This window comes from Bacillus cereus group sp. N14 (assembly GCF_016483555.1).
Lineage (GTDB): Bacteria > Bacillota > Bacilli > Bacillales > Bacillaceae_G > Bacillus_A > Bacillus_A wiedmannii.
In genome coordinates this window covers 70678-89677 of the sequence record NZ_JAEHBQ010000015.1, presented here as the reverse complement: position 1 = coordinate 89677, position 19000 = coordinate 70678, and the positions used below count along the sequence as shown (strand labels likewise).

Genomic DNA, 19000 nt, shown 5'->3' with positions numbered 1-19000 from the left:
AAACATCTTAATCTGCCTTTCCTTTATGTAAATATGGGAATAATGAAATTACCCCAAGGATAGCTAAACAAGCTCCAATCCATAGCGGAGATACAAAACCATATCCTTTACTGATTCCAAGACCACCTAGTGACGAACCAATAACAATACCTAGCGTAATAAAAGAACTATGAACGGTATTTATCATTATTCCATTACTAGCTGTTTTCATCACCCTCGCAACCATAGCTGGATTCAATGCTACACCAGTTAAACCAATAAAAATTGTAGAAATCACTGCAATGTATTTATTCTCTGCACTTAAAGCAAATACAGACAACGCTATGATTAATATAATTAATCCACCCATAAGTATTTTCATTGTAAATTCATCAGCAAACTTGCCGATTATTATATTTCCAATTACCGTCGCACTACCATAGAGAGCAAGTAAATATGGAATACTTGCACTTGAAAAGCCTGTGACATTTGTAAAGATCGGAGTGAAATAACTAAATGCTGCAAACGTACCACCAATAATGAACATACTTGTTACGTACGCTGCCCAAAGATGAATATTCTTAAATCGCAGAAGTTCGTCTTTCCAATTTAATTGCTCTTTATTTGAAGATGATGGTAACAACCGTTGAATCATAAGCCCTGATACTAGCACAAGAACAGAAACAGCCCCAAAACTAATACGCCAGCCAAAAGATTGGGAAATAACGGTTGTTATAGGTAAACCTAATACAGTTGCGAACATTAAACCTGCAAGTACAATTGATGCAGCTTTTCCCCTTGAATCAGAGTGAACCAATGTCGCAGAAAAGGAAATCGCAACTCCAAAAGCTGAAGCTGAAGCAATACCAGTTATAATACGTGAAATCATCATAATATCATAGTTCCAAGCAATAGCTCCGAGCGATTGACCAATTAAAAATACGAACATTAAAAACAATAATGCTTGTTTGCTGCGCATTCGTAAGAGGATTGCAGTTAAAATGGGGCCTCCTATTACCATTGCTCCTGCATAAGCTGAAATTAAATAACCAATAGATGATACAGAAACCTGGAATGCAAGAGCAAGTTCATTCATCATACCTGCAACCATAAATTCTGATGTAGTCATACAAAAGATTGCTAAAGCTAATAAATAAATAATCGATGGCATAAAAACACTCCTTATTCATTATTGTAATGATTGGTACAAAAATAGTGCGAAAAAAGAGCGCACTAAGCGCCACAAATAGACTCTATTGTTCCTTTGATAACTTGTTCAGACAACACCCGATTTTGCATCGATACATTAAGAACACGGAATCCGTAATAACTGCTTAAAAGCAGACTAGCTAATTCCTCAGCTGATTGCTTCTTTGAAATTTCACCTGTTTGCAATCCTTCCTCCATCACTGTTACAATAGCTTGTTTAAGAAGTTCAACATGCTTCGAGAAAATTTCTTGTACCATTAAATCGTTTTTAGCACGTTCTATACTGGCATTAATCAATAAACATCCTTTTTGATCAACATTCTGAAAGTCTTCTTTCAATGCCCATTCAAAAAAATTACTTAATCGTTCTTTAACTGGAATTGGAGTATGTAACAATTTCCTTTGTTCCTTAATCCCAATTTCATGGTAGCGTTCTAATACTTGTTTATACAGTTCATGTTTACTACCGAAAGTATTGTATAAACTTCCTTTTCCAAGTCCTGTATCACTGCATAAATCTTGTGTAGAACACCCTTCATATCCTCTTAACCAAAATGTTTTCATTGCAACATCTACAATTGAGGAATAATCAAACTCTCGAGGTCTGCCGCGTTTATTCACCCGTATCCTCCTCTCATTTTAAAGATAACATGAATAGAATACCCTTTTTGTACCACGCGGTCAATAATTTTGTTTTATTGTTACTGTAAAATAAAATTTGATTATGTTAGATTACGAATAATTAAAAATAGACCCCTTATTCAAGTTGTCTAGCGAAAAAATCACGTTTTAATAGGCTTCTTTAGCATGCCTACCTTTCTATAAATTACTAGCTATGAAACAAGGATCGTTTCATAACTAGTAATTTACTTGATTAGCTTGATGGGTATGGCGTAGTGCCCCTATAAGCAAAACCCTCCAGAAACATCTAAAATTTGCCCTGTTACCCAGCGGCTATCAGAAGAAGCAAGAAATGCTACTGCATCTGCAATATCTTCAACTTTCCCTATTCGTCCGAACACAGATGAATTCGCAGCAAAATTTCGTATTTCCGGATCATCTAGCAATTTTGCATTGATATCTGTCTTCGTATATCCAGGCATAATTGTATTCACTGTTATCCCTCTTTCTCCAAGATGTTTAGCTAGAGGCAGTGTCATCGTATTTAATGCACCTTTACTTAAGCCGTATGCAATGGAACCTGTAAAACCAAGTCGTACTTCAGCTGATGAAACGTTAATAACGCGTCCCTCTGCTCGTAGTAACGGTAATGTTTGCTGAATTAAGAAGAATGGTGCTTTCATATTTACAGACATAATTTCATCAAAAACTTCTTCTGTCGTATTTTCAATTGTTCCTTGTGTACCTATCCCTGCATTGTTTACTAAAATATCAATCTCTGATGTACCAACTCTTATTTGTAATTCATTCTTCAATTGTTCTACTATCTTTTTGACACCATCAATTGAATTGAAATCCGCTTCAATTAAGAATGCCTTTCCTCCATTAGATTCAATCTCACTAATTGTTTCATCTGCAGCTGCTTTATTTCGGCCATAGTGAATTGCAACTAATGCACCGTCGTTTGCTAATCTCATCGCAATCGCACGGCCAATGCCGCGACTCGCTCCTGTTACTAACGCTACTTTCCCATCAAGATTTTTCATTTTTTCCATCCTTCCTAAATTTCCGTTTGATAAAAACCTATACTTATATTTTTATGTAAACACCAATAATTTAAAATATATATTTATAGGCAATCTAGTTCATCCACCTATGATATTATAGTTATAATTTACGATTTACTTTAGAAAATAAAACAAGGAGGCTACACAATGCAAAACGCAGTAAAACTGGATGAAATCGATCATAAAATTATGAACTTGTTATATGAAAATGCGAGAATTTCCGTTTCAGAAATAGGACGGATCATATCCATGACGCAGCCTGCTGTAAAAGAGCGTATGAATAAACTTGAGGATCAAGGTGTTATAGCGGCTTACCGAACGAAATTTGAGCCTTCTAAAATTAATAAGAACATTCAAGCATTCATCATGTTTAAAACGAGCCAATGCTCTGATTTTATCCAATTTTGTAATGCCGCTCCTGAAGTAATAGATTTATATCGAATTAGCGGGGAGTTTAATTATATGATGAAGGTCATGAGCGATTCGATGGATTCTCTCGCTACATTTTTAGACTCTTTAATGCAATTCGGATTATCATCTCCTTTAATTGTTTTAAAAAGTGAGTTTGAGGAGAAATTGTCGTTCTGATAAAGGAATAAGAGAATTGACATCTCAATGTGAAAATGAACACTTTATTTAAATTGACAGGCACCAGCTTTCCCAAAAAAGAAAAAGGAGTGGATCATCCACTCCTTTTAATCACCTACCCCTGATTTCTCTGCGCCTCTCTAAACTCCTCCTTCACCTTCTCTAACAACCCTTCTTCTGTAATTAATCGATACGCTGTATTTGCTAGTGCTTTTGCGGATGTAATTAATGCTTTATCTCCAAGTTCTGAACGTGCTGCTTCTCTAAATTCATTCGTATGCGCAATTAAATCGTCTGGACCGATTTTAATGTACGGATGAATGGTCGGTACGACTTGGCTTACGTTTCCTGCGTCTGTTGAGCCGATGCCAAATCTTTCTTTACGATTTACGTCTTCACCTTGTAATTCTAATTCTTCGGCTACGACGTCATTAAATGTTTTTGTTACGAGTAGTTCATCGATTTCATTTTGGAATTGATGAATTTTCACTGTCGTACCTGTTGCTAATGCTGCTCCCTGTGCGATATTTCTTACTTTTTCTGTTACTTCCGCACATCTTTTTCTCGTTGCTGCGCGAATGAAGAACCTTGCTGCTGCGTAGTCTGGAATAATATTCGGCGCTTTTCCGCCCTCAGTAATCACGCCATGAATTTTCACATCTGACGGAAGTTGTTGGCGAAGTGCGTTAATACTGTTGTACAGCTGGATGATCGCATCTAATGCGTTAATTCCTTCTTCTGGTGAAGCTGCGGCATGAGCTGTTTTTCCGTAGAAATGAAAATCAAGTGGATCGACTGCTAGTGACGGACTCGTTGTCGCTGTTTTTCCGCTCGGATGAATCATAAGTGCCGCATCAACATCTTTAAATAAACCAGCTTTTACATAACTCGATTTTGCGCTACCGTTTGGCCCGCCTTCTTCTGCTGGCGTTCCGAATACGACAACTTCCCCGCCAATTTCTTCAAGCGTTTCTGATAATGCAATCGCAGCCGCAACACTAATTGTGCCAATTAAATTGTGACCACATGCATGACCGAGTCCTGGTAAAGCGTCATACTCAGCTAAAAATGCGATAACTGGCCCTTGTTTTCCTGAACTTTTTCGTGCGATAAAACCTGTTTCATGTCCAGCTATATTGTGTTGTAACTGAAATCCTGCGCTTCCTAATAATAAACTCAACGTTCTTGATGCATAAAACTCTTGGTTACCAATCTCCGGATTCGCATGAATATCGTGACTTGTTTCTATGTACTTTTCCTTATTTCTTTCTATACTCTCTTCAATTGTTTTTCTTTGTGACGTTACTCCAGTCGCTCCCATTTTTCTTCCCCCTTATATTTTCACGTAAAAAAGCCTCTTTCTAAAAGATAGAAAGAGGCTTCTGTATATACAGTCAAAATGAGCTTCTTTCTTATCTTTCAAGTTACCTTGCTGGAATTGGCACAGTATTCATAAAGAATCCGCTGCCGAGGTGTCATAGGGCCAGTCCCTCAACCTCTCGTGATAAGAATTTTCATAAGATTATATTAAATTACATTCATTCTAAGTTCATTTCGATTAAAAGTCAAGGAATTCCTATCCGAATTTACCGAATATCTAAAAATCCTTTTAACACACCAATTGTTTCCGGTGCTTGTAATCTTGCACATACGTAAGGAAATTCCATACTACCTTCAAATATCATTTGTGATGTGAGCGGTGCGCCTGCCCAAAAGATTTCATCATCGATTACGATAAACGGGAATGCTTTATTTTGCCTTTGTAACTTTACATTTTTTAATGGAACTGGTCCATCACTATACACTGTTATTTGCGCATTTGTACGCATTAACGCTTGCCATACTCGCTTATCCACTTGTTTTGTGCTTGGAAGTGAAATAATAATTTTTCGTTTTGCGGCCAAAATATCTTTCAATAGTCCTTTCGGCTCTTCAAGATTCATTTCCATAAACCAACGTAAACGTTTCGAAATTTTCCGTTCCCACAATTGTCTTGATGTCGTACGATCATACACATCTCCGTGTCGTTCTATATGAGCTGTTAATTGTGATAACGCTTGTTTTCTCGATAAGTTTTTACGCATATAATGGCAATCTGATAATTGAATGAACTTCCCTCTCGCTCTCGTTACTGCAACGTTGACGAGGCGATGGTTTTTATGGTCAAAGAATAACACGCCAGGTCGTTCTTGCGGATAACTATCAACCGTATCAAAAATCATCATATCTCTTTCAGACCCTTGAAACTTATGAACCGTCGCCGCTAAAACTGGTATGTTTTGATATTTCGTTCTCTGCAACATTTCTCTAATACACGTTGATAAAAAGCGGGATTGTGCCCTGTAAGGTGTAACAACACCAATCGATTGAACACCATCTAACAGCCCGATTAACATCATTTGCATCGCTACTAAACCAGACATAATGTTAAATCGAGAACCAGAAGCAGCGTCCTTTAACGAAAAGGCTCCCATTAAGCTCGTATCAAATAAAACACTTGCCTCATTTGCGAACGGTTGTAGTTTCGCAAGTTCTTTACGTTCTGAAACAGACGGATGATCGTATACTCTATTTTTATAAATAAATGAGTTTGTAAACTTCGATATATCCGCATGCATACGTCTTTGTTCCTGCAGCATAAATAGGTTCGGATGTGCTTCTGATTTATTGACAGAATCAACAATCCCTGCATGGTAAAACATATCTTCCCCAAGCCATTTTCGAACGAGTTCATGGTTCGCCATCGCAATTGGAGGTAACTGTAAAAAGTCCCCACAAACGACGATACGTTTTCCAAGTGAAGCAGCTAATGCAATTTGCGGAACATATGCCATACTCACTTCATCTACGACAACTAAATCAAATGTACGCTCATAAATAAGTGAATCAATGGCACATTTCGATAAAGTTGCGCCGATTACTTTTGCATTTTCAATATATTCTTTTTCTACTTCTTTAATTTTCGCTTTTTGCTTTCGAAGATCACTTTCAATCTCTTGTATACGCTTCTTATCAGCAGAAGTCGCTTTATATGATAAAATCTTTTCACGAAGATCTTGTCGTGTTTCCTCTAAATAGAGTCTTTCTTCTCCCCATGATCCGTTCGTCGTTTCAACTAGCTTCGACGTAAGTAATGTTTCATGATTTCGTATATGTTCATGTTGACTATAACCGTAACGAACAATTTCGCCAGGTGTCCATTTCTTTTTCTTCTCAATTTGCTTCGTTACTTCACTCATTAATACGTCTACTGCCGCGTTACTATGAGCTAATACAAGTACCGATTTTCCTTTTTGATAATGAGCCGAAATAATACGTGATAAATTGTAAGACTTCCCTGTTCCAGGTGGTCCCCACACGTACGTTGTCGGATTGTAAAATGAACGATACGCCAATTCATTTTTCGGATTTTTCATCTTCTCAATATGTTTTGGACTGCTCGTCCCATCAACAAGACGCTTTATACGACTACGTTTTAGCTTATCTTTATGTGCCTCTTTCAATCGCTCTTGTAGTTGCTCTAACAATTGCCACGGTTCACTGTATAAAACAGCTTCTCGTATTTCACCTTGTATATAATCATTTAATTTCAGTTCTATTTCTAATCCATGTACAGATAATACTTCTCCTGTCGCTTCCTCACCATCAAACTCAATCCGAATTGGTGAACCTTCCGGTAAGCTTACTTCCGATATGAGCTGAAATACGTATACTGTACTTTCATAATCTGTATATAAAAAACGACCGTTCATGATAGAAATTTTACTACCACCTATCGTTTTCCAATGTTTAATTTCATACGCTAATGCATAATGCCACTCTTTCATCGTTGCCGATAATGAAGGAGTTTGAGTAGGTGTATTCATCGTATAATCTCCTTCCTTCTCCCCAAACATACTTTCTCACTATACCATATAACACGCTAAAATTTGTAAGGTTTTTATCTTGCTTATTTTCTTAATTTTCAATAACATGTTGTATATAATTTTCAGAAAGAAGGGATCTACATGCCAGTTAGAAGAATTGAACACATCGGTCTTATGGTCGCAAACTTAGAAACATCTATTTCATTTTATGAAGAAGTAGTTGGCTTACAGCTCATTAAACGTATGGGTCACCCGAATCCAGACTTAAAACTCGCTTTTTTAGGTGTAGAAGAATCGAAGGAAACGATACTCGAACTCATTGAAGGCTACAACTCTTCTCTTCCAGCAGAAGGAAAAGTACATCACATTTGCTTTAAAGTGGATTCATTAGAGGATGAAATCGAAAGAATACAGAAACACGGCGTAACCTTCCTACTAGGAGAGGAAATTGAAACATTACCAGATGGAACACGTTACATATTTTTCGCGGGTCCCGATGGGGAATGGATTGAGTTTTTTGAGACAGAGAGATAAAGTGAAGCTTTAATCATTGGGGGCTTCATCCCCCAATGATTATCAGCCCTCACCAATCGGGCATTTACGGGCAGTTGATCCCCACCTAACTTCTTTTCTTTCGCTGAATTTTGAAGTGAGATCTTACTGCCTGGCAAATAGCGGGATCATAACTTTATGATCAACATAAGGAGTAGAAACTGATGAATACAGTTTTTATTATCGTTTTTTGGGCACTTATACTATTTCCACTTCTTTATATAATCCTAATAAAGAAGTGGAATATAAAAGTAGCTGCTTTATTTGTTGGAAGGATTCTATTAAGTATTTTCTATTTCATAAATGGAATGGTGTTAGGACTGCAACGAAATTGGGTAGAACCTCCCTATGAAACAGAATGGGATTTCTTTATAAAGTCTTTATTACACAGTAAAACTGATGCATTTATACACTTGTTACTTCTCATTATTATCATTACCTTGGATTTAGCCATTACATTTTATTATATTAATAAAAAGAAATAGGATATTCTCTCCTATTTCTTTTCTTAATGTGATGCTACCCCAAATATAAGTATTGAGTCAATGTATTCATCTCAAAGCGTAAAAAAAGACACAATGGAAAGTGTCTTTTTTACGTTGACATGCTATGAAAGAAAATGTAGTGATTAATCATAGTTTGTTGGATTCTTCTTGGTTGATAGTAGTATAACATTATCATTAGTGCTTTTAAATGAGATTATACGTATATACAACTTTTGTTATATTTAGTTTGTAGCTATGTTTTTTCTTCTTATATATGGTGCACACCTTGAAATTGTATAATGTCCTTCCATAAATCCTCCCTCATTGAAGTAGAGCGAACATCTATACTAGGAAAGAAAAAAGGAACTTTTTAATAATAGAACTAAATTTTATAGTAAAATAGATACCATCGTATGAATGTACATTTTAGATATAAGCCCAATGAACCATGTGCTTATAGAATTGAGAAAGACCTTAAAATAAATAAGTTGTTTATTTTAATACTGTAATGCTTCAAGCAGTATAGTTGGGAACGTCAGGAACTTAAATGATTCAATAAGATTCAAACTATATAAAAGTTAAAGTATACGACTCAGGAAAAGAAGGTTTTGTAGTGTGCTGCACATTCAAGAATTAATTCTTACGTAGGGAGTGCTTATATGAAAAGATTGAAACATGTAATATTGCTAGTATTTTGTTTCTTATGTCTAAGTAGTTGTAATCAAGCAAATGGAGCTGAGGTACAAGAATATATAAAAAAAAAACACGGTATTGATGTTGTTGTAACAGATTGGAGCCCGATAAATGAAAATAATGGTGGTAATACCTACCATACTGTGCAAGAAAAAAATAACAAATATCTAAAATTCCGAGTAAAGGTACAAGGTCTCCTCTATTCATATCCAGTAGGTGATGAATACCAATATGGAAAAAAAACATATGAGGAATATAAGAAATTCAAACCAACACTAGAAGAAATGAAAAAATTAGGCTACGTGGAATCTGAAACGGAAAATGCTCTTCAATATATTTTAGATAGTAAAGATCCAGATGAAGGAAAACCAACTAATGAATTATTATTAACTTTGCAAATGAGTAACGAGATTGACTTTAGCCAATTGGATTCAGTAGAATTAGATCGTTTATATGCTCTATTTCAACTCATTCAGAAGAATAATAAAAAGATAACAGAACTAGAGATTAAGGATCAAAATGGTGAATCTTTAGGCGGACCTTTTAAAAATGTACAAAAAATAATAACAAAAGAAGAACTGTTACAAACAATGAAATCTACGATGTCAGATGCCATAAACAAATATTAAGGATAGTTTATAGAATAAAAATTATTGTATCTACTCTATTGATATTTTTATATTTGGAGAGTAGATAGTAAATGGTTGAATGTAAAAGGGAGATTTCAAATTGAATTCTCCCTTTACAATTTACTTGAAAAATAATGTCCCCTTATAAGTTTCGATATAGATGCGTCCTTCTTTTTCTTCTTTTATTTCGCTATCAAAATATTTTATCCAATCAACAATCCCTCGATCACTTTCTGTGACATTTTCTCTTACATATAGATATGAATGAATTGATTTATAAAAAGTATAGTTAGTTAAAAGTCTTTGACCAAGAGAAATAGGAGTATCTGAATTTGGAGTCTCCTGAATTATATATGGAGATGGGAGAATGTTATTACTGTTAACATGTACATAATATTTGGATTGATTAATAGCCCATTTTAGCCATATTATTTGAACTATTATTATAACTATGGTTACCGTTTTTTGTGTTTTTTTAAAATTTTGTCCTGTAAAAGAGTAGTAGGTAAAAATCGGAATAGTAAATAAACCAACCAAAGCTACCCATTTGTCTATTGGTGCACCATTTATCCAAAAGATAAATCCTAAAGCTTTTGTAAATAAAAATAAACAAACAAGACTTGTGAAAATTATTGATAAATAGTATGTTTTATTTTTCATGATTTTCTCCCAAAATATATGTTCATAAACAAATATAAAAGTATTTTAAAAAGTGTATATCATATAGATGTAAAGTGCAAAATAGTAACCTAAATTAAATATTGCAAGCATAACACGTTGGTAAGTTTTACTGGCTCCAGCTGAAAATAAAACGCCTATAAGTGGTGCAATTAAACCAACTTTCCAAAAGATATTCGCTGATCCACCTATTTGTAATGTATGCTCATTTATTATAGTTAAAAGAGCGTAAGGTACACATATTAAAGATAATATAGCCCATTTGTTCAAAGTCCCACCTCTTTTCGATGTTTTAATATAAATAAAATGTTAATTCTACTCATAGATTATTATATTAATTAAAGATTTGTATAGGAAATTTTGCTTTGGAATGCTAAAATGGTTTCTATTTTATATTTATTAAAAATAGAAAGTCAGAAAAAATAAATCCAAGCTATAAATATACTTCTGGTACAAGGATACTATTCTTTACAATTCAATATCTTAAAGTTTCTCTACGACTAGCTTTTTCACTTTTAATCTATACGTATTTTTATATAAATACACGGATGCTAATAATCTTGATAAACGAGTAAAAATTAAAAACGTGTTTTGAAAAAAGATTGAACAAATCAACCTAAGATTCTATTCTATATTTTTTTAGCTGCGTAATCACCATAAAAGTAAGTGACCCTTAACTCATCGTATTTAGGAGTAGCAATTATAGTGTATTTGCCATTTTCATCGACTTCAAACAAAGCTATGTTACTATATTCCGAACCCACAATATGATTTAGATTTGAATCATCTACTAACCTCTCAATCCGTTGAGGAGCATAATTTTTTTTGGGAATGGGACAATAACAGCACTGGTAAGGCATACAAATTAGCGACACCGGAACAAGAAGAAGCATACATTCTAGAACAAGCGAAGTCTGAAAAACAATAAAGGGGTATTGTCACATCGGTATCAAACTAATAAAAAGAGATGCCCCTAAAATAAAAAAACACGCTACTCTTTCTGTAGATTGATAGGAAAGGATACCGATGAGATATTCCCTCTATTTCTCGCGTATCGATACGCGAGAAACAACATTATTTATTATACGCCAAAGCAATAACAAAAACGGACCTGTTATCAGGTCTCTTCTCGCATTTTACTGTTATATTCCTAAAAAAAAATAACTTAAGTCATACAACCTTCTTTACTCCTAGTTACTAAATATTAATTATGTTCATAATTTTGTAACATGTATAGACAGGTATATATGTTATAACCAACTTAGCAAATTACAAATAAATTTGCATTTCCTGTGCCCCTTACCTCCCAGTAAGGGGCGTACCCTTTTATAAATAATTATTTCAATACAACTTTTTTCACAGTACTTTCACGTCAATTTCCCAAATATAAGAACTCTCATATGTTAGACTTAGTACAACCTTTTCTAAGGAACTATATGCCGATACACGAATCCTTATTTATATAGGGATTTTTTGCATAAAACATAATAAGACATAAAAGAAGAATTCAAAAAAAGAAGGAGATTATCCCCTTCTTTTTTTGAATTCTGTGTCCCTCATTATTTACTATAACCACGATTCAGTTTAGTTAACTTTTCATTAATGTTAAAAATTCTTACTCTAATATCTTTAACACCAGCTACTTGAAGTCTGCCCTTGTGCATTTTCGCGTATTTTTCAGCATCTTGTTTTTCTTCAAATACATAAATGCCTCCAGCTTCTTTTTTTTCTTCATTCTCCGTCCATATTTTCCAGTGGAATCCTTCTTCTTCGTTAATACTGTTTGCTAAATCCCAAAATCCTTTTTCCATTTCTTCACCAAAAGGACCTTCAAATGGAAAATCAACTTGTAATAAATATGCCATCTTTACTCACTCCTATTTTCAATATTTTTCAATTCGAATGCAGGTAATATCTTAAATGAGTGCTGCTGTTATTCCTGCACTCATTTGAAATTTTATCTACATTTTCACAACCCCTATCTATAAAATAATTACAAAATAATATCAACTTGAACGCATAAAGTTTAACAGTTTTCGGTTATGTTTAAAAAATATGATACAAACTGATCCCTAAACTAAGGACAAACAAAACAAGCGCAGGTATTGCTTTCTTAAAGGGATCTCTCACTAGTACAATAAGAGTTAATGCAGCTGCAAGCATCGTACCACCTAACAACAATCCTGCTAATAAAGCTGCCATTGGAACCCAAATTCCTATCAACATTCCAATCGCTCCTACAATCTCAAAAGCTCCGGTTAAGAAATTAAAAAACGAAGGTAAACCAAATCGCTTGAACTCCTCTGCCATTTTCCCAGATATAATTTTCGTACCTGTCATTAAAAAGAAAACAAACAATACAACTTTTACTACATTGATTAATATTAAAATTGCAATCACATCTTTCTTATTTATTTGATAAAATCAACATGCTATAGCATATATAATATAAAAATTTGACTGGTACTAGGAAAAAAGGTGATTCTGAATCAATTATCATACAAAATAAAGCTATCTCTCCATTCCTTCAAATAAAAATATATGCTATAGCATATATTTTACCTAAAATACAATTTGTTCCTTATAAATAGCATAGCATCAATAAGGAACAAGTATTAATAGCGTGTATCATACAATTTGTTTAATAATGATTGTAATACTTTAATCTCTTCCTCGCTCAGATTACTCGTAACGAAATGGTGAGCATCTTTTACTACAGGCAGGATTTCTTTTTTTAACTCGTCACCTTTTTCAGTTAAAAATAGGTTGTGTGAACGCCTATCTTGGTCATTCAAAGCCTTCTTTACAATCCCTTTTCTCTCCATTGACTGTATCATTCTTACGACAGTAGTTTGATCTTTATCAATAGCTTCTGCTAACTCCTTTTGAGTAGTGCCCCTTTGGCTACAAAGAACACTAATAATCCCCCACTGCTCTGGCGTAACTCCATAAGGCTTTAATTTCTTCGTAAAATAATTCGTCATTTTCACATCAGTACGATGAACAAGATAGCCTATTAAATCATGTAAATTCATATATCACCTCTATAAATTAAGATATAAAAGGATATAGCATACCAGTCAATTATTCACAATGAATTTGTTTGTTTCACTATTTATATGCTATGACATATATATTAAATTAGGTCATTTTAATTGTCAAATGAATTAACTATTATTTTTCTACAGTATCAGTTCAGCTTATTTAAAAATAAGAAAATCCCGTATTCAATAATAATACGGGATTTTTATATATAAGTTTATTTTTTAAATTAACACTTATTCGAAAGAAGTTCATTCGTTACATATTACTTATCTAATTAAGAAAAATTCATATACCAGCCCAAACATCTTTTCCATATCGCCCTTCATCTTGCACACGATCCAGCCAATTCCTTGCTTCTTGTTCACTGACTTCATGAACTTCTTGATATGCTTGACAAAGGGTGTCTTCTACGTCAGGAGCCATTTTACTTCCATCACCACATATATAAAGATGAGCCCCATTATCTAATAACGAAATTAAATTGCTTCTATCTTGTTTTATTAAATGCTGTACATATGTTTTAGGATGTCCTTCTAAGCGAGAAAAAGCTGTGTGTAAAGAGATTAATCCATCTCTTTCATCATTTTCTAGTTCTGTACGATAGAGATAATCCTTTTCAGGATGACGACAACCAAAATATAGATGTGCTTGTCCTAAGTTCATACCTTTTTGCTTTTGAACACGACGCGCTTGCAAGAATCCACGGAATGGTGCAATTCCAGTACCTGGTCCAACCATGATAATTGGTGTTTCTGGATTTTCAGGTAATTGAAAGTTCGATTGTGGCGTTCGAATGAAACAGATAATCTCATCTTTATTATGACGCTGAGCTAAATAATTAGAAGCGACTCCTTCATATGTCCCTTCCCCACTCCATGCAGGTGCATGAACAACACCAACCGTAATGCTCAAACGATCCTGTGCAACGAGTGGAGAGCTTGAAATAGAATAGTAACGCGGTTTGAGCGCAGGAAGAAGTTCTAAAAAGCGTTCAAATCGGAGTTCACAAGCCTCATACTTTTCAAGAAGATCCAACATTGACATACGTTTCTTTAATATTTGTTCATGATAAACTCCCTCTTCCAATAATGATTCCAATTCCTTTTTATGAGGAGGGCATGCTGTGAATGTCACCATTTCTCGTATTTGTGCCCGAGTGGCTGCTTCTTGAACTTCTACACTATAACTAAGAAGGTCAAATAAACTAACAGGACTGTCTAAAGGTATGTGATTTACACTCCGTCCACTTGCACTCAGTATGACTTGATCCTTCCCATTTAATCCAAAGCGTTTTAAAATTCGGTTGACATTTTTCTCACTATTAATTGGCAGCACCCCAAGGTGGTCACCTTCTTGATACGTAGCGCCTTGTGGCAAGGATATCTCAATATGTCGCGTGCTTCTTTCACTGCTAGATGATTGAAGTTCACGATTTTCCAATATAGATGCATAAACTGCTTCATATGTTCGCGCAAGAGGCGATCCTCCAAGACGACTAACAAATTGTAAACTTAATGTACTGCGTTCTTTCTCAATGTTTTTGTTAAGTTCCAATCCAAATGCCTTCATCGCATCAGACCACATACTTTGTTTCCATTGCTCGAGCTGTTCCTCGAAATCACCACTTGCATCCGCTTCTCCACGTGTAGAAAATCTTGTTGCTCCTTTTTGAGCCATTTGCTCATCAATGTATCTTGGAATTCGCTGATAAGTACTAGCCCAATTATGATCTCCACAACCAAAAACTGCGTATTGAACACCTTTTAGCTCATCCGGTTTTAATTCCTCCAACCATTGCACAAACTGCCCTGCATTACTTGGTGGTTTTCCATTATAAGAAGAAGTTACAATAAGAACCGCCCCTTCTTTTGGCAGACTTCCAATTCGATCGTTAAGAGCTACCACTTCCGTTTGAACACCTTCTAAACTAGCTGTATCTGCTAGTTCTCTTGCAATACCTTCTGCTACCCCTGTATCCGATCCATACAGAACAAGAAGCGAAAGATTATCGGCTCCAATAATAGAAGGAGTCTTCAGAACTTGCTGTTCAATTTCATCGTTTTTCAGTTTCTCCTCTATAGGCGCAAGAACAGTAGTATGGCTAATAGTTTGATTTCGGGGTAGAATCCTAATTTTAAAATCACCAGGCTTTAGCGTTAATGTTTGTTTTACGTCCAGCTGATAGTCTTGATAATCGATGAATTCAAAATGTTGAAGAAGCATTCCCATTACGAGTGTGGCTTCATGAAGTGCAAACTGCATACCGATACATGCTCGTTGACCATTTCCAAATGGCTTATAAGCATGATGAGGAACCTTATCCAGCTCTTCAAATCGTTCAGGTTGGAATTCTTCCACATTGTCTCCCCACGCGTCTTTATCCCTATGTAGCTGTGGAATAAGAACAGAAATACGATCTTCTCCTTTCTTAATTGGATATTTCCCACCAATCACTGTATCCTCTTTTGCATAGAGACTAAATGCTGGAGCAGTAGGCCATAGACGTAGCGATTCATTTAAAATCATCCGGATATACTTTAATTTCATAACTTGTTGGTATGTTGGAGTGGGATCTGTTAAAACCCGATCTACTTCTTCATAGGCTTTTTTCAATTTATCTGGATTCTTTAATAAAAAATAGATTGCAAAAGATAATAATCCACTTGTTGTTTCATGCCCTGCTATTAAAAAAGTGATAATTTGGAAACGAATATTTTCATCATCTAATTTTTCACCAGTTTCCGGATCCTGCACATTTAACATACGAGAAAGTAAATCATTTTCTTCCTGATTTCCACTACTTTTACGTTCAGCAATAATATTATCTACTAAAGAAAACATAGATTGAATATCATGCTGAAATTGACGTTTCGTTCTCCACATGAGTTTATCTTCTATATCCAGCCGCTGTAATTGGTGCATCGCCTCATCTAGAGCACGGCTCATGCTAGTAATAAAAGGATGAGGGGTCTCACGATAATAGCTATTAAATCGATAATTAAAACCACATAGACCAATTGTATCCAATGTAAGGCGAGTCATATCCTCCGGAACATCTACGTTTTCATTCGGATTAAGCCGTGCCCATTTTTGAACGAGTTGTACAGCAATATCGACCATCATAGCATGATAATCTTTCATTGCTCGTTGGCTGAATGTAGGCATCAAAATATTATGAGCTTTTTTCCAGTTAGGCTCGTGAGTCTCGCTTGTAAATAATCCGTCTCCAGCAAAGGCGCGAACTTTCGCTAAAGCACCCTCTATACTTTTATCAAATCTTGTTTCGTCACAGACTTCTGCTACCAGTTCATGTCCAGAAACGACAATGATGGTATCACTTAAAGTTTGAATTCGAAAAATGGGACCATACTCTTCCGCCAGCTTGATAAACGATAAGGTCGGTTTATCTTTATCGATTAATGGGAGATTCCCCAGCAATCCATATGTTTTAGGTTGAGGAATGGCAGATACTTTTTTATCCATTAAAAACACCCTTTCAAAAAAGCATGAAATAAAATATCCCATTCAATAAAAAGAAGATAGCAATGAATCGCCTGGGATAAAGATATGTAATTGATTACCTTATTTTATCTTTTCCCTAACTATTCACGATTATGATATTGCTTATAAGGTTGGTAATCTAAGCTGTTTGTTAATATTAGATTTATAACTTGCAGAGAAAATACTAAATTAAAATGAAGCGTATTATTATAATGTTTATCAGAAATTGAGAGCTAAAGATTGTAGTATTGGGAAAACCAGTAGTTCCTAATGTCAATTCAAACAAATACGATAAGCAAGTATACTGTGTTACTAATGAAAAAGGATCTGATATGAATATCAGATCCTTTTTACTATATTTCACTGGTTCTTTTCCAAATTTAAATACCAGCGCCTTAGCAGCAGAAATTTGCATTTCTTCATAGTCTAACTAAACAGTAAAAACTTATAGGAATCATGATCTAAAGTTTTATTTTACTCTACCGATTTAACCTCTCGACAGCTTCCGCGCTTGTATCTACACGTTTAACGAAAAAAACTAATAGTAGTGCAACAATATTCATGCCAAGCGCTACATAAAATGAATATTGAATTCCAGATAATAAAGCCTTCTGAGTTAACATTGCCTTCGTAGCTTCTGTGAAGGTTGTTGGATCTACATCAGCCATTAGACTTTCAGCTTTTGTTTTTGTTACCGAATTCATAATCGTAACAAGGATAGCAGTACCAATTGAACCGGATACTTGTTGAGCTGTATTATTAACAGCTGTACCGTGCGGATTTAAGCGCGTTGGCAATTGATTAAGACCATTTGTCATAAGTGGCATCATCACCATCGCCATCCCAAACATCCGCAGTGTGTAAATAAGAATAATATGCGTGTGACTAGAGTCGAGTTGCAGATTTGCTAGCATATAAGTTGAAACGGCTGTAATGGAAAGTCCTACTATACCAAGAATGCGAGGGCCATATTTATCAAATAGTTTACCTGTAATTGGTGACATAATCCCCATTATTACCGCACCTGGAAGCATCATCAGCCCAGAGCTCAGCGGTGAAATACCGCGGACGTTTTGTACATAAGCTGGGGTTAAAATCATACCCGAGAACATGGCCACTGCGTTAACAATCGCAATTACAGACGCAAGTGCAAACATTGGGTACTTATAAACACGTAAATCCAATAACGGTTCATTCATTTTTAATTGACGTATAATGAAAGCAATTAGGGCAATAGCGCCTATGATTAAGGCTGTTAAGACCACTTTATTCGTCCAACCGTCGGAGCTTGCAGAACTGAATCCATATAACAAACCGCCAAAACCGACAGAAGATAATAGTAATGAGAGATAATCAAGTTTTGCATTTTTGTTTTGTTTCATGACATTCTCTGACTTCCAAATCCCTAACAGTAAGCTAATGATTGCTAACGGTAAAATCATTTCAAAAAGCAAACGCCAGTCATAATACTCTACAATATAACCTGATAGTGTCGGTCCAATTGCTGGAGCTGTAATCATAACTAACCCAAAAATCCCCATCGCTGTTCCCCTTTTTTCTCTTGGAAAGCTTACTAGCATAATATTCATTAACAAAGGCCCCATGACTGAAGAACCTGCTGCTTGAACCATCCGACCAGTAAGTAATAAACTAAAGTTCGGTGCTAAAGCCGCTAAGGCCGTACCAAGAATAAAAATCAACATAGATGTAATAAATAAGCTCCTATTGGAGAAGCGGGTTATTAAAAATGCTGAGGCTGGAATTAATATACCACTTACAAGCATATACCCTGTAGAAAGCCACTGAATCGTTGAATAATCTTTTATGTCTAAATCCTTCATTATTGATGGCAAGGCTACATTTAAAAGCGAGTTATTTAGAAACGAAACAAATGCTCCAATAAAAAGGATTACAAGCATTAAATATGGTGGCTTTCTTTTATGTAATGTTTCACTCATATATTCATTTACCCCTTCATTATAAATTCCATTAATTCGTTTAAGTCGTTTGTATATCTGCACAAGAATACATTATCCTTGCAGTATTTTGCCAAACTCTTCGAATGGATATTCTCTTTTTAGCAATTC

General features: G+C 35.1%; 15 protein-coding genes, 2 pseudogenes and 1 riboswitch. Of the genes and pseudogenes, 5 read left to right on the top strand and 12 right to left on the bottom strand.

Annotated elements, in window-relative coordinates; all coding sequences use genetic code 11:
- Nucleotides 1-7 precede the first annotated feature (7 nt).
- From JDS82_RS20200 to JDS82_RS20190, 3 genes are all read right to left on the bottom strand, one after another.
- A complete protein-coding gene (locus tag JDS82_RS20200) occupies nt 8-1150 on the bottom strand; it encodes an MFS transporter (protein WP_149237203.1) in 1143 nt (380 codons plus the stop codon).
- 62 nt (nt 1151-1212) lie between these two features.
- Entirely contained in the window at nt 1213-1809 is a 597-nt protein-coding gene (locus tag JDS82_RS20195; RefSeq protein ID WP_001042189.1) for a TetR/AcrR family transcriptional regulator, read from the bottom strand.
- 281 nt (nt 1810-2090) lie between these two features.
- Nucleotides 2091-2855 carry an SDR family oxidoreductase gene (locus JDS82_RS20190; protein ID WP_142950354.1) on the bottom strand — a complete coding sequence of 255 codons (765 nt, stop codon included), beginning with the start codon at nt 2853-2855 and terminating at the stop codon, nt 2091-2093.
- A 168-nt stretch (nt 2856-3023) separates the two neighbouring features.
- Here JDS82_RS20190 and JDS82_RS20185 point away from each other — a divergent pair, with 168 nt between their 5' ends.
- Nucleotides 3024-3464 carry an Lrp/AsnC family transcriptional regulator gene (locus tag JDS82_RS20185; protein WP_001178572.1) on the top strand — a complete coding sequence of 147 codons (441 nt, stop codon included), beginning with the start codon at nt 3024-3026 and terminating at the stop codon, nt 3462-3464.
- A 115-nt stretch (nt 3465-3579) separates the two neighbouring features.
- On the opposite strand, the gene JDS82_RS20180 is transcribed toward JDS82_RS20185, so the two are convergent.
- On the bottom strand, nt 3580-4785 hold the full coding sequence (locus tag JDS82_RS20180; RefSeq protein ID WP_199713820.1) for a M20 family metallopeptidase: 1206 nt from the start codon (nt 4783-4785) through the stop codon (nt 3580-3582).
- Between the two features lie 88 nt (nt 4786-4873).
- Nucleotides 4874-4975, bottom strand: a riboswitch (SAM riboswitch).
- Nucleotides 4976-5050: 75 nt separating this feature from the next.
- Complete coding sequence (locus JDS82_RS20175) at nt 5051-7360, bottom strand: AAA domain-containing protein (RefSeq protein WP_061671973.1); 2310 nt, start codon at nt 7358-7360, stop codon at nt 5051-5053.
- A gap of 111 nt (nt 7361-7471) precedes the next feature.
- Here JDS82_RS20175 and JDS82_RS20170 point away from each other — a divergent pair, with 111 nt between their 5' ends.
- The 3 genes and pseudogenes from JDS82_RS20170 to JDS82_RS20160 form a co-directional block, all read left to right on the top strand.
- Entirely contained in the window at nt 7472-7864 is a 393-nt protein-coding gene (locus JDS82_RS20170) for a VOC family protein (protein WP_001145261.1), read from the top strand.
- Between the two features lie 182 nt (nt 7865-8046).
- On the top strand, nt 8047-8367 hold the full coding sequence (locus JDS82_RS20165; RefSeq protein WP_001098754.1) for a hypothetical protein: 321 nt from the start codon (nt 8047-8049) through the stop codon (nt 8365-8367).
- A 659-nt stretch (nt 8368-9026) separates the two neighbouring features.
- Nucleotides 9027-9686: pseudogene (locus JDS82_RS20160) on the top strand (hypothetical protein); the annotation flags it as partial.
- A gap of 123 nt (nt 9687-9809) precedes the next feature.
- Here the strand turns inward: JDS82_RS20160 and JDS82_RS20155 are convergent.
- Both JDS82_RS20155 and JDS82_RS20150 read right to left on the bottom strand, forming a co-directional pair.
- Entirely contained in the window at nt 9810-10349 is a 540-nt protein-coding gene (locus tag JDS82_RS20155; RefSeq protein WP_064449543.1) for a hypothetical protein, read from the bottom strand.
- Nucleotides 10350-10394: 45 nt separating this feature from the next.
- On the bottom strand, nt 10395-10637 hold the full coding sequence (locus JDS82_RS20150; RefSeq protein WP_061671974.1) for a hypothetical protein: 243 nt from the start codon (nt 10635-10637) through the stop codon (nt 10395-10397).
- 526 nt (nt 10638-11163) lie between these two features.
- Here JDS82_RS20150 and JDS82_RS29820 point away from each other — a divergent pair.
- Nucleotides 11164-11295 (top strand): annotated as a pseudogene (locus JDS82_RS29820) (DUF6241 domain-containing protein); the annotation flags it as partial.
- 631 nt (nt 11296-11926) lie between these two features.
- Here JDS82_RS29820 and JDS82_RS20145 read toward each other — a convergent pair.
- The 5 genes from JDS82_RS20145 to JDS82_RS20125 all read right to left on the bottom strand — a co-directional run bounded on the left by JDS82_RS20145 (nt 11927) and on the right by JDS82_RS20125 (nt 18871).
- Nucleotides 11927-12232 (bottom strand): monooxygenase, encoded by a 306-nt coding sequence (locus tag JDS82_RS20145; RefSeq protein ID WP_199713819.1) that lies wholly within the window; start codon nt 12230-12232, stop codon nt 11927-11929.
- Between the two features lie 181 nt (nt 12233-12413).
- Nucleotides 12414-12764 (bottom strand): DoxX family protein, encoded by a 351-nt coding sequence (locus JDS82_RS20140; RefSeq protein ID WP_048566310.1) that lies wholly within the window; start codon nt 12762-12764, stop codon nt 12414-12416.
- A gap of 218 nt (nt 12765-12982) precedes the next feature.
- Nucleotides 12983-13402, bottom strand: a complete 420-nt coding sequence (locus tag JDS82_RS20135; RefSeq protein WP_001048560.1) for a MarR family winged helix-turn-helix transcriptional regulator — start codon at nt 13400-13402, stop codon at nt 12983-12985.
- Between the two features lie 295 nt (nt 13403-13697).
- The gene (gene cypD / locus JDS82_RS20130; protein WP_199713818.1) at nt 13698-16895 is read right to left on the bottom strand and encodes a bifunctional P-450/NADPH--P450 reductase; all 3198 of its coding nucleotides are present in this window, start codon (nt 16893-16895) and stop codon (nt 13698-13700) included.
- A 497-nt stretch (nt 16896-17392) separates the two neighbouring features.
- Nucleotides 17393-18871: a DHA2 family efflux MFS transporter permease subunit gene (locus tag JDS82_RS20125; RefSeq protein WP_064470864.1), complete on the bottom strand. Its 1479-nt coding sequence runs from the start codon at nt 18869-18871 to the stop codon at nt 17393-17395.
- Nucleotides 18872-19000 lie beyond the last annotated feature (129 nt).

What these genes read in the sequence shown, in the direction of transcription:
- JDS82_RS20200 (WP_149237203.1), bottom strand. Translation starts at nt 1,150, where the DNA reads ATGCCATCGATTATTTATTTATTAGCTTTAGCAATCTTTTGTATGACT.
- JDS82_RS20190 (WP_142950354.1), bottom strand. Translation starts at nt 2,855, where the DNA reads ATGAAAAATCTTGATGGGAAAGTAGCGTTAGTAACAGGAGCGAGTCGC.
- JDS82_RS20185 (WP_001178572.1), top strand. Translation starts at nt 3,024, where the DNA reads ATGCAAAACGCAGTAAAACTGGATGAAATCGATCATAAAATTATGAAC.
- JDS82_RS20180 (WP_199713820.1), bottom strand. Translation starts at nt 4,785, where the DNA reads ATGGGAGCGACTGGAGTAACGTCACAAAGAAAAACAATTGAAGAGAGT.
- JDS82_RS20175 (WP_061671973.1), bottom strand. Translation starts at nt 7,360, where the DNA reads ATGTTTGGGGAGAAGGAAGGAGATTATACGATGAATACACCTACTCAA.
- JDS82_RS20170 (WP_001145261.1), top strand. Translation starts at nt 7,472, where the DNA reads ATGCCAGTTAGAAGAATTGAACACATCGGTCTTATGGTCGCAAACTTA.
- JDS82_RS20165 (WP_001098754.1), top strand. Translation starts at nt 8,047, where the DNA reads ATGAATACAGTTTTTATTATCGTTTTTTGGGCACTTATACTATTTCCA.
- JDS82_RS20155 (WP_064449543.1), bottom strand. Translation starts at nt 10,349, where the DNA reads ATGAAAAATAAAACATACTATTTATCAATAATTTTCACAAGTCTTGTT.
- JDS82_RS20145 (WP_199713819.1), bottom strand. Translation starts at nt 12,232, where the DNA reads ATGGCATATTTATTACAAGTTGATTTTCCATTTGAAGGTCCTTTTGGT.
- JDS82_RS20135 (WP_001048560.1), bottom strand. Translation starts at nt 13,402, where the DNA reads ATGAATTTACATGATTTAATAGGCTATCTTGTTCATCGTACTGATGTG.
- cypD (WP_199713818.1), bottom strand. Translation starts at nt 16,895, where the DNA reads ATGGATAAAAAAGTATCTGCCATTCCTCAACCTAAAACATATGGATTG.
- JDS82_RS20125 (WP_064470864.1), bottom strand. Translation starts at nt 18,871, where the DNA reads ATGAGTGAAACATTACATAAAAGAAAGCCACCATATTTAATGCTTGTA.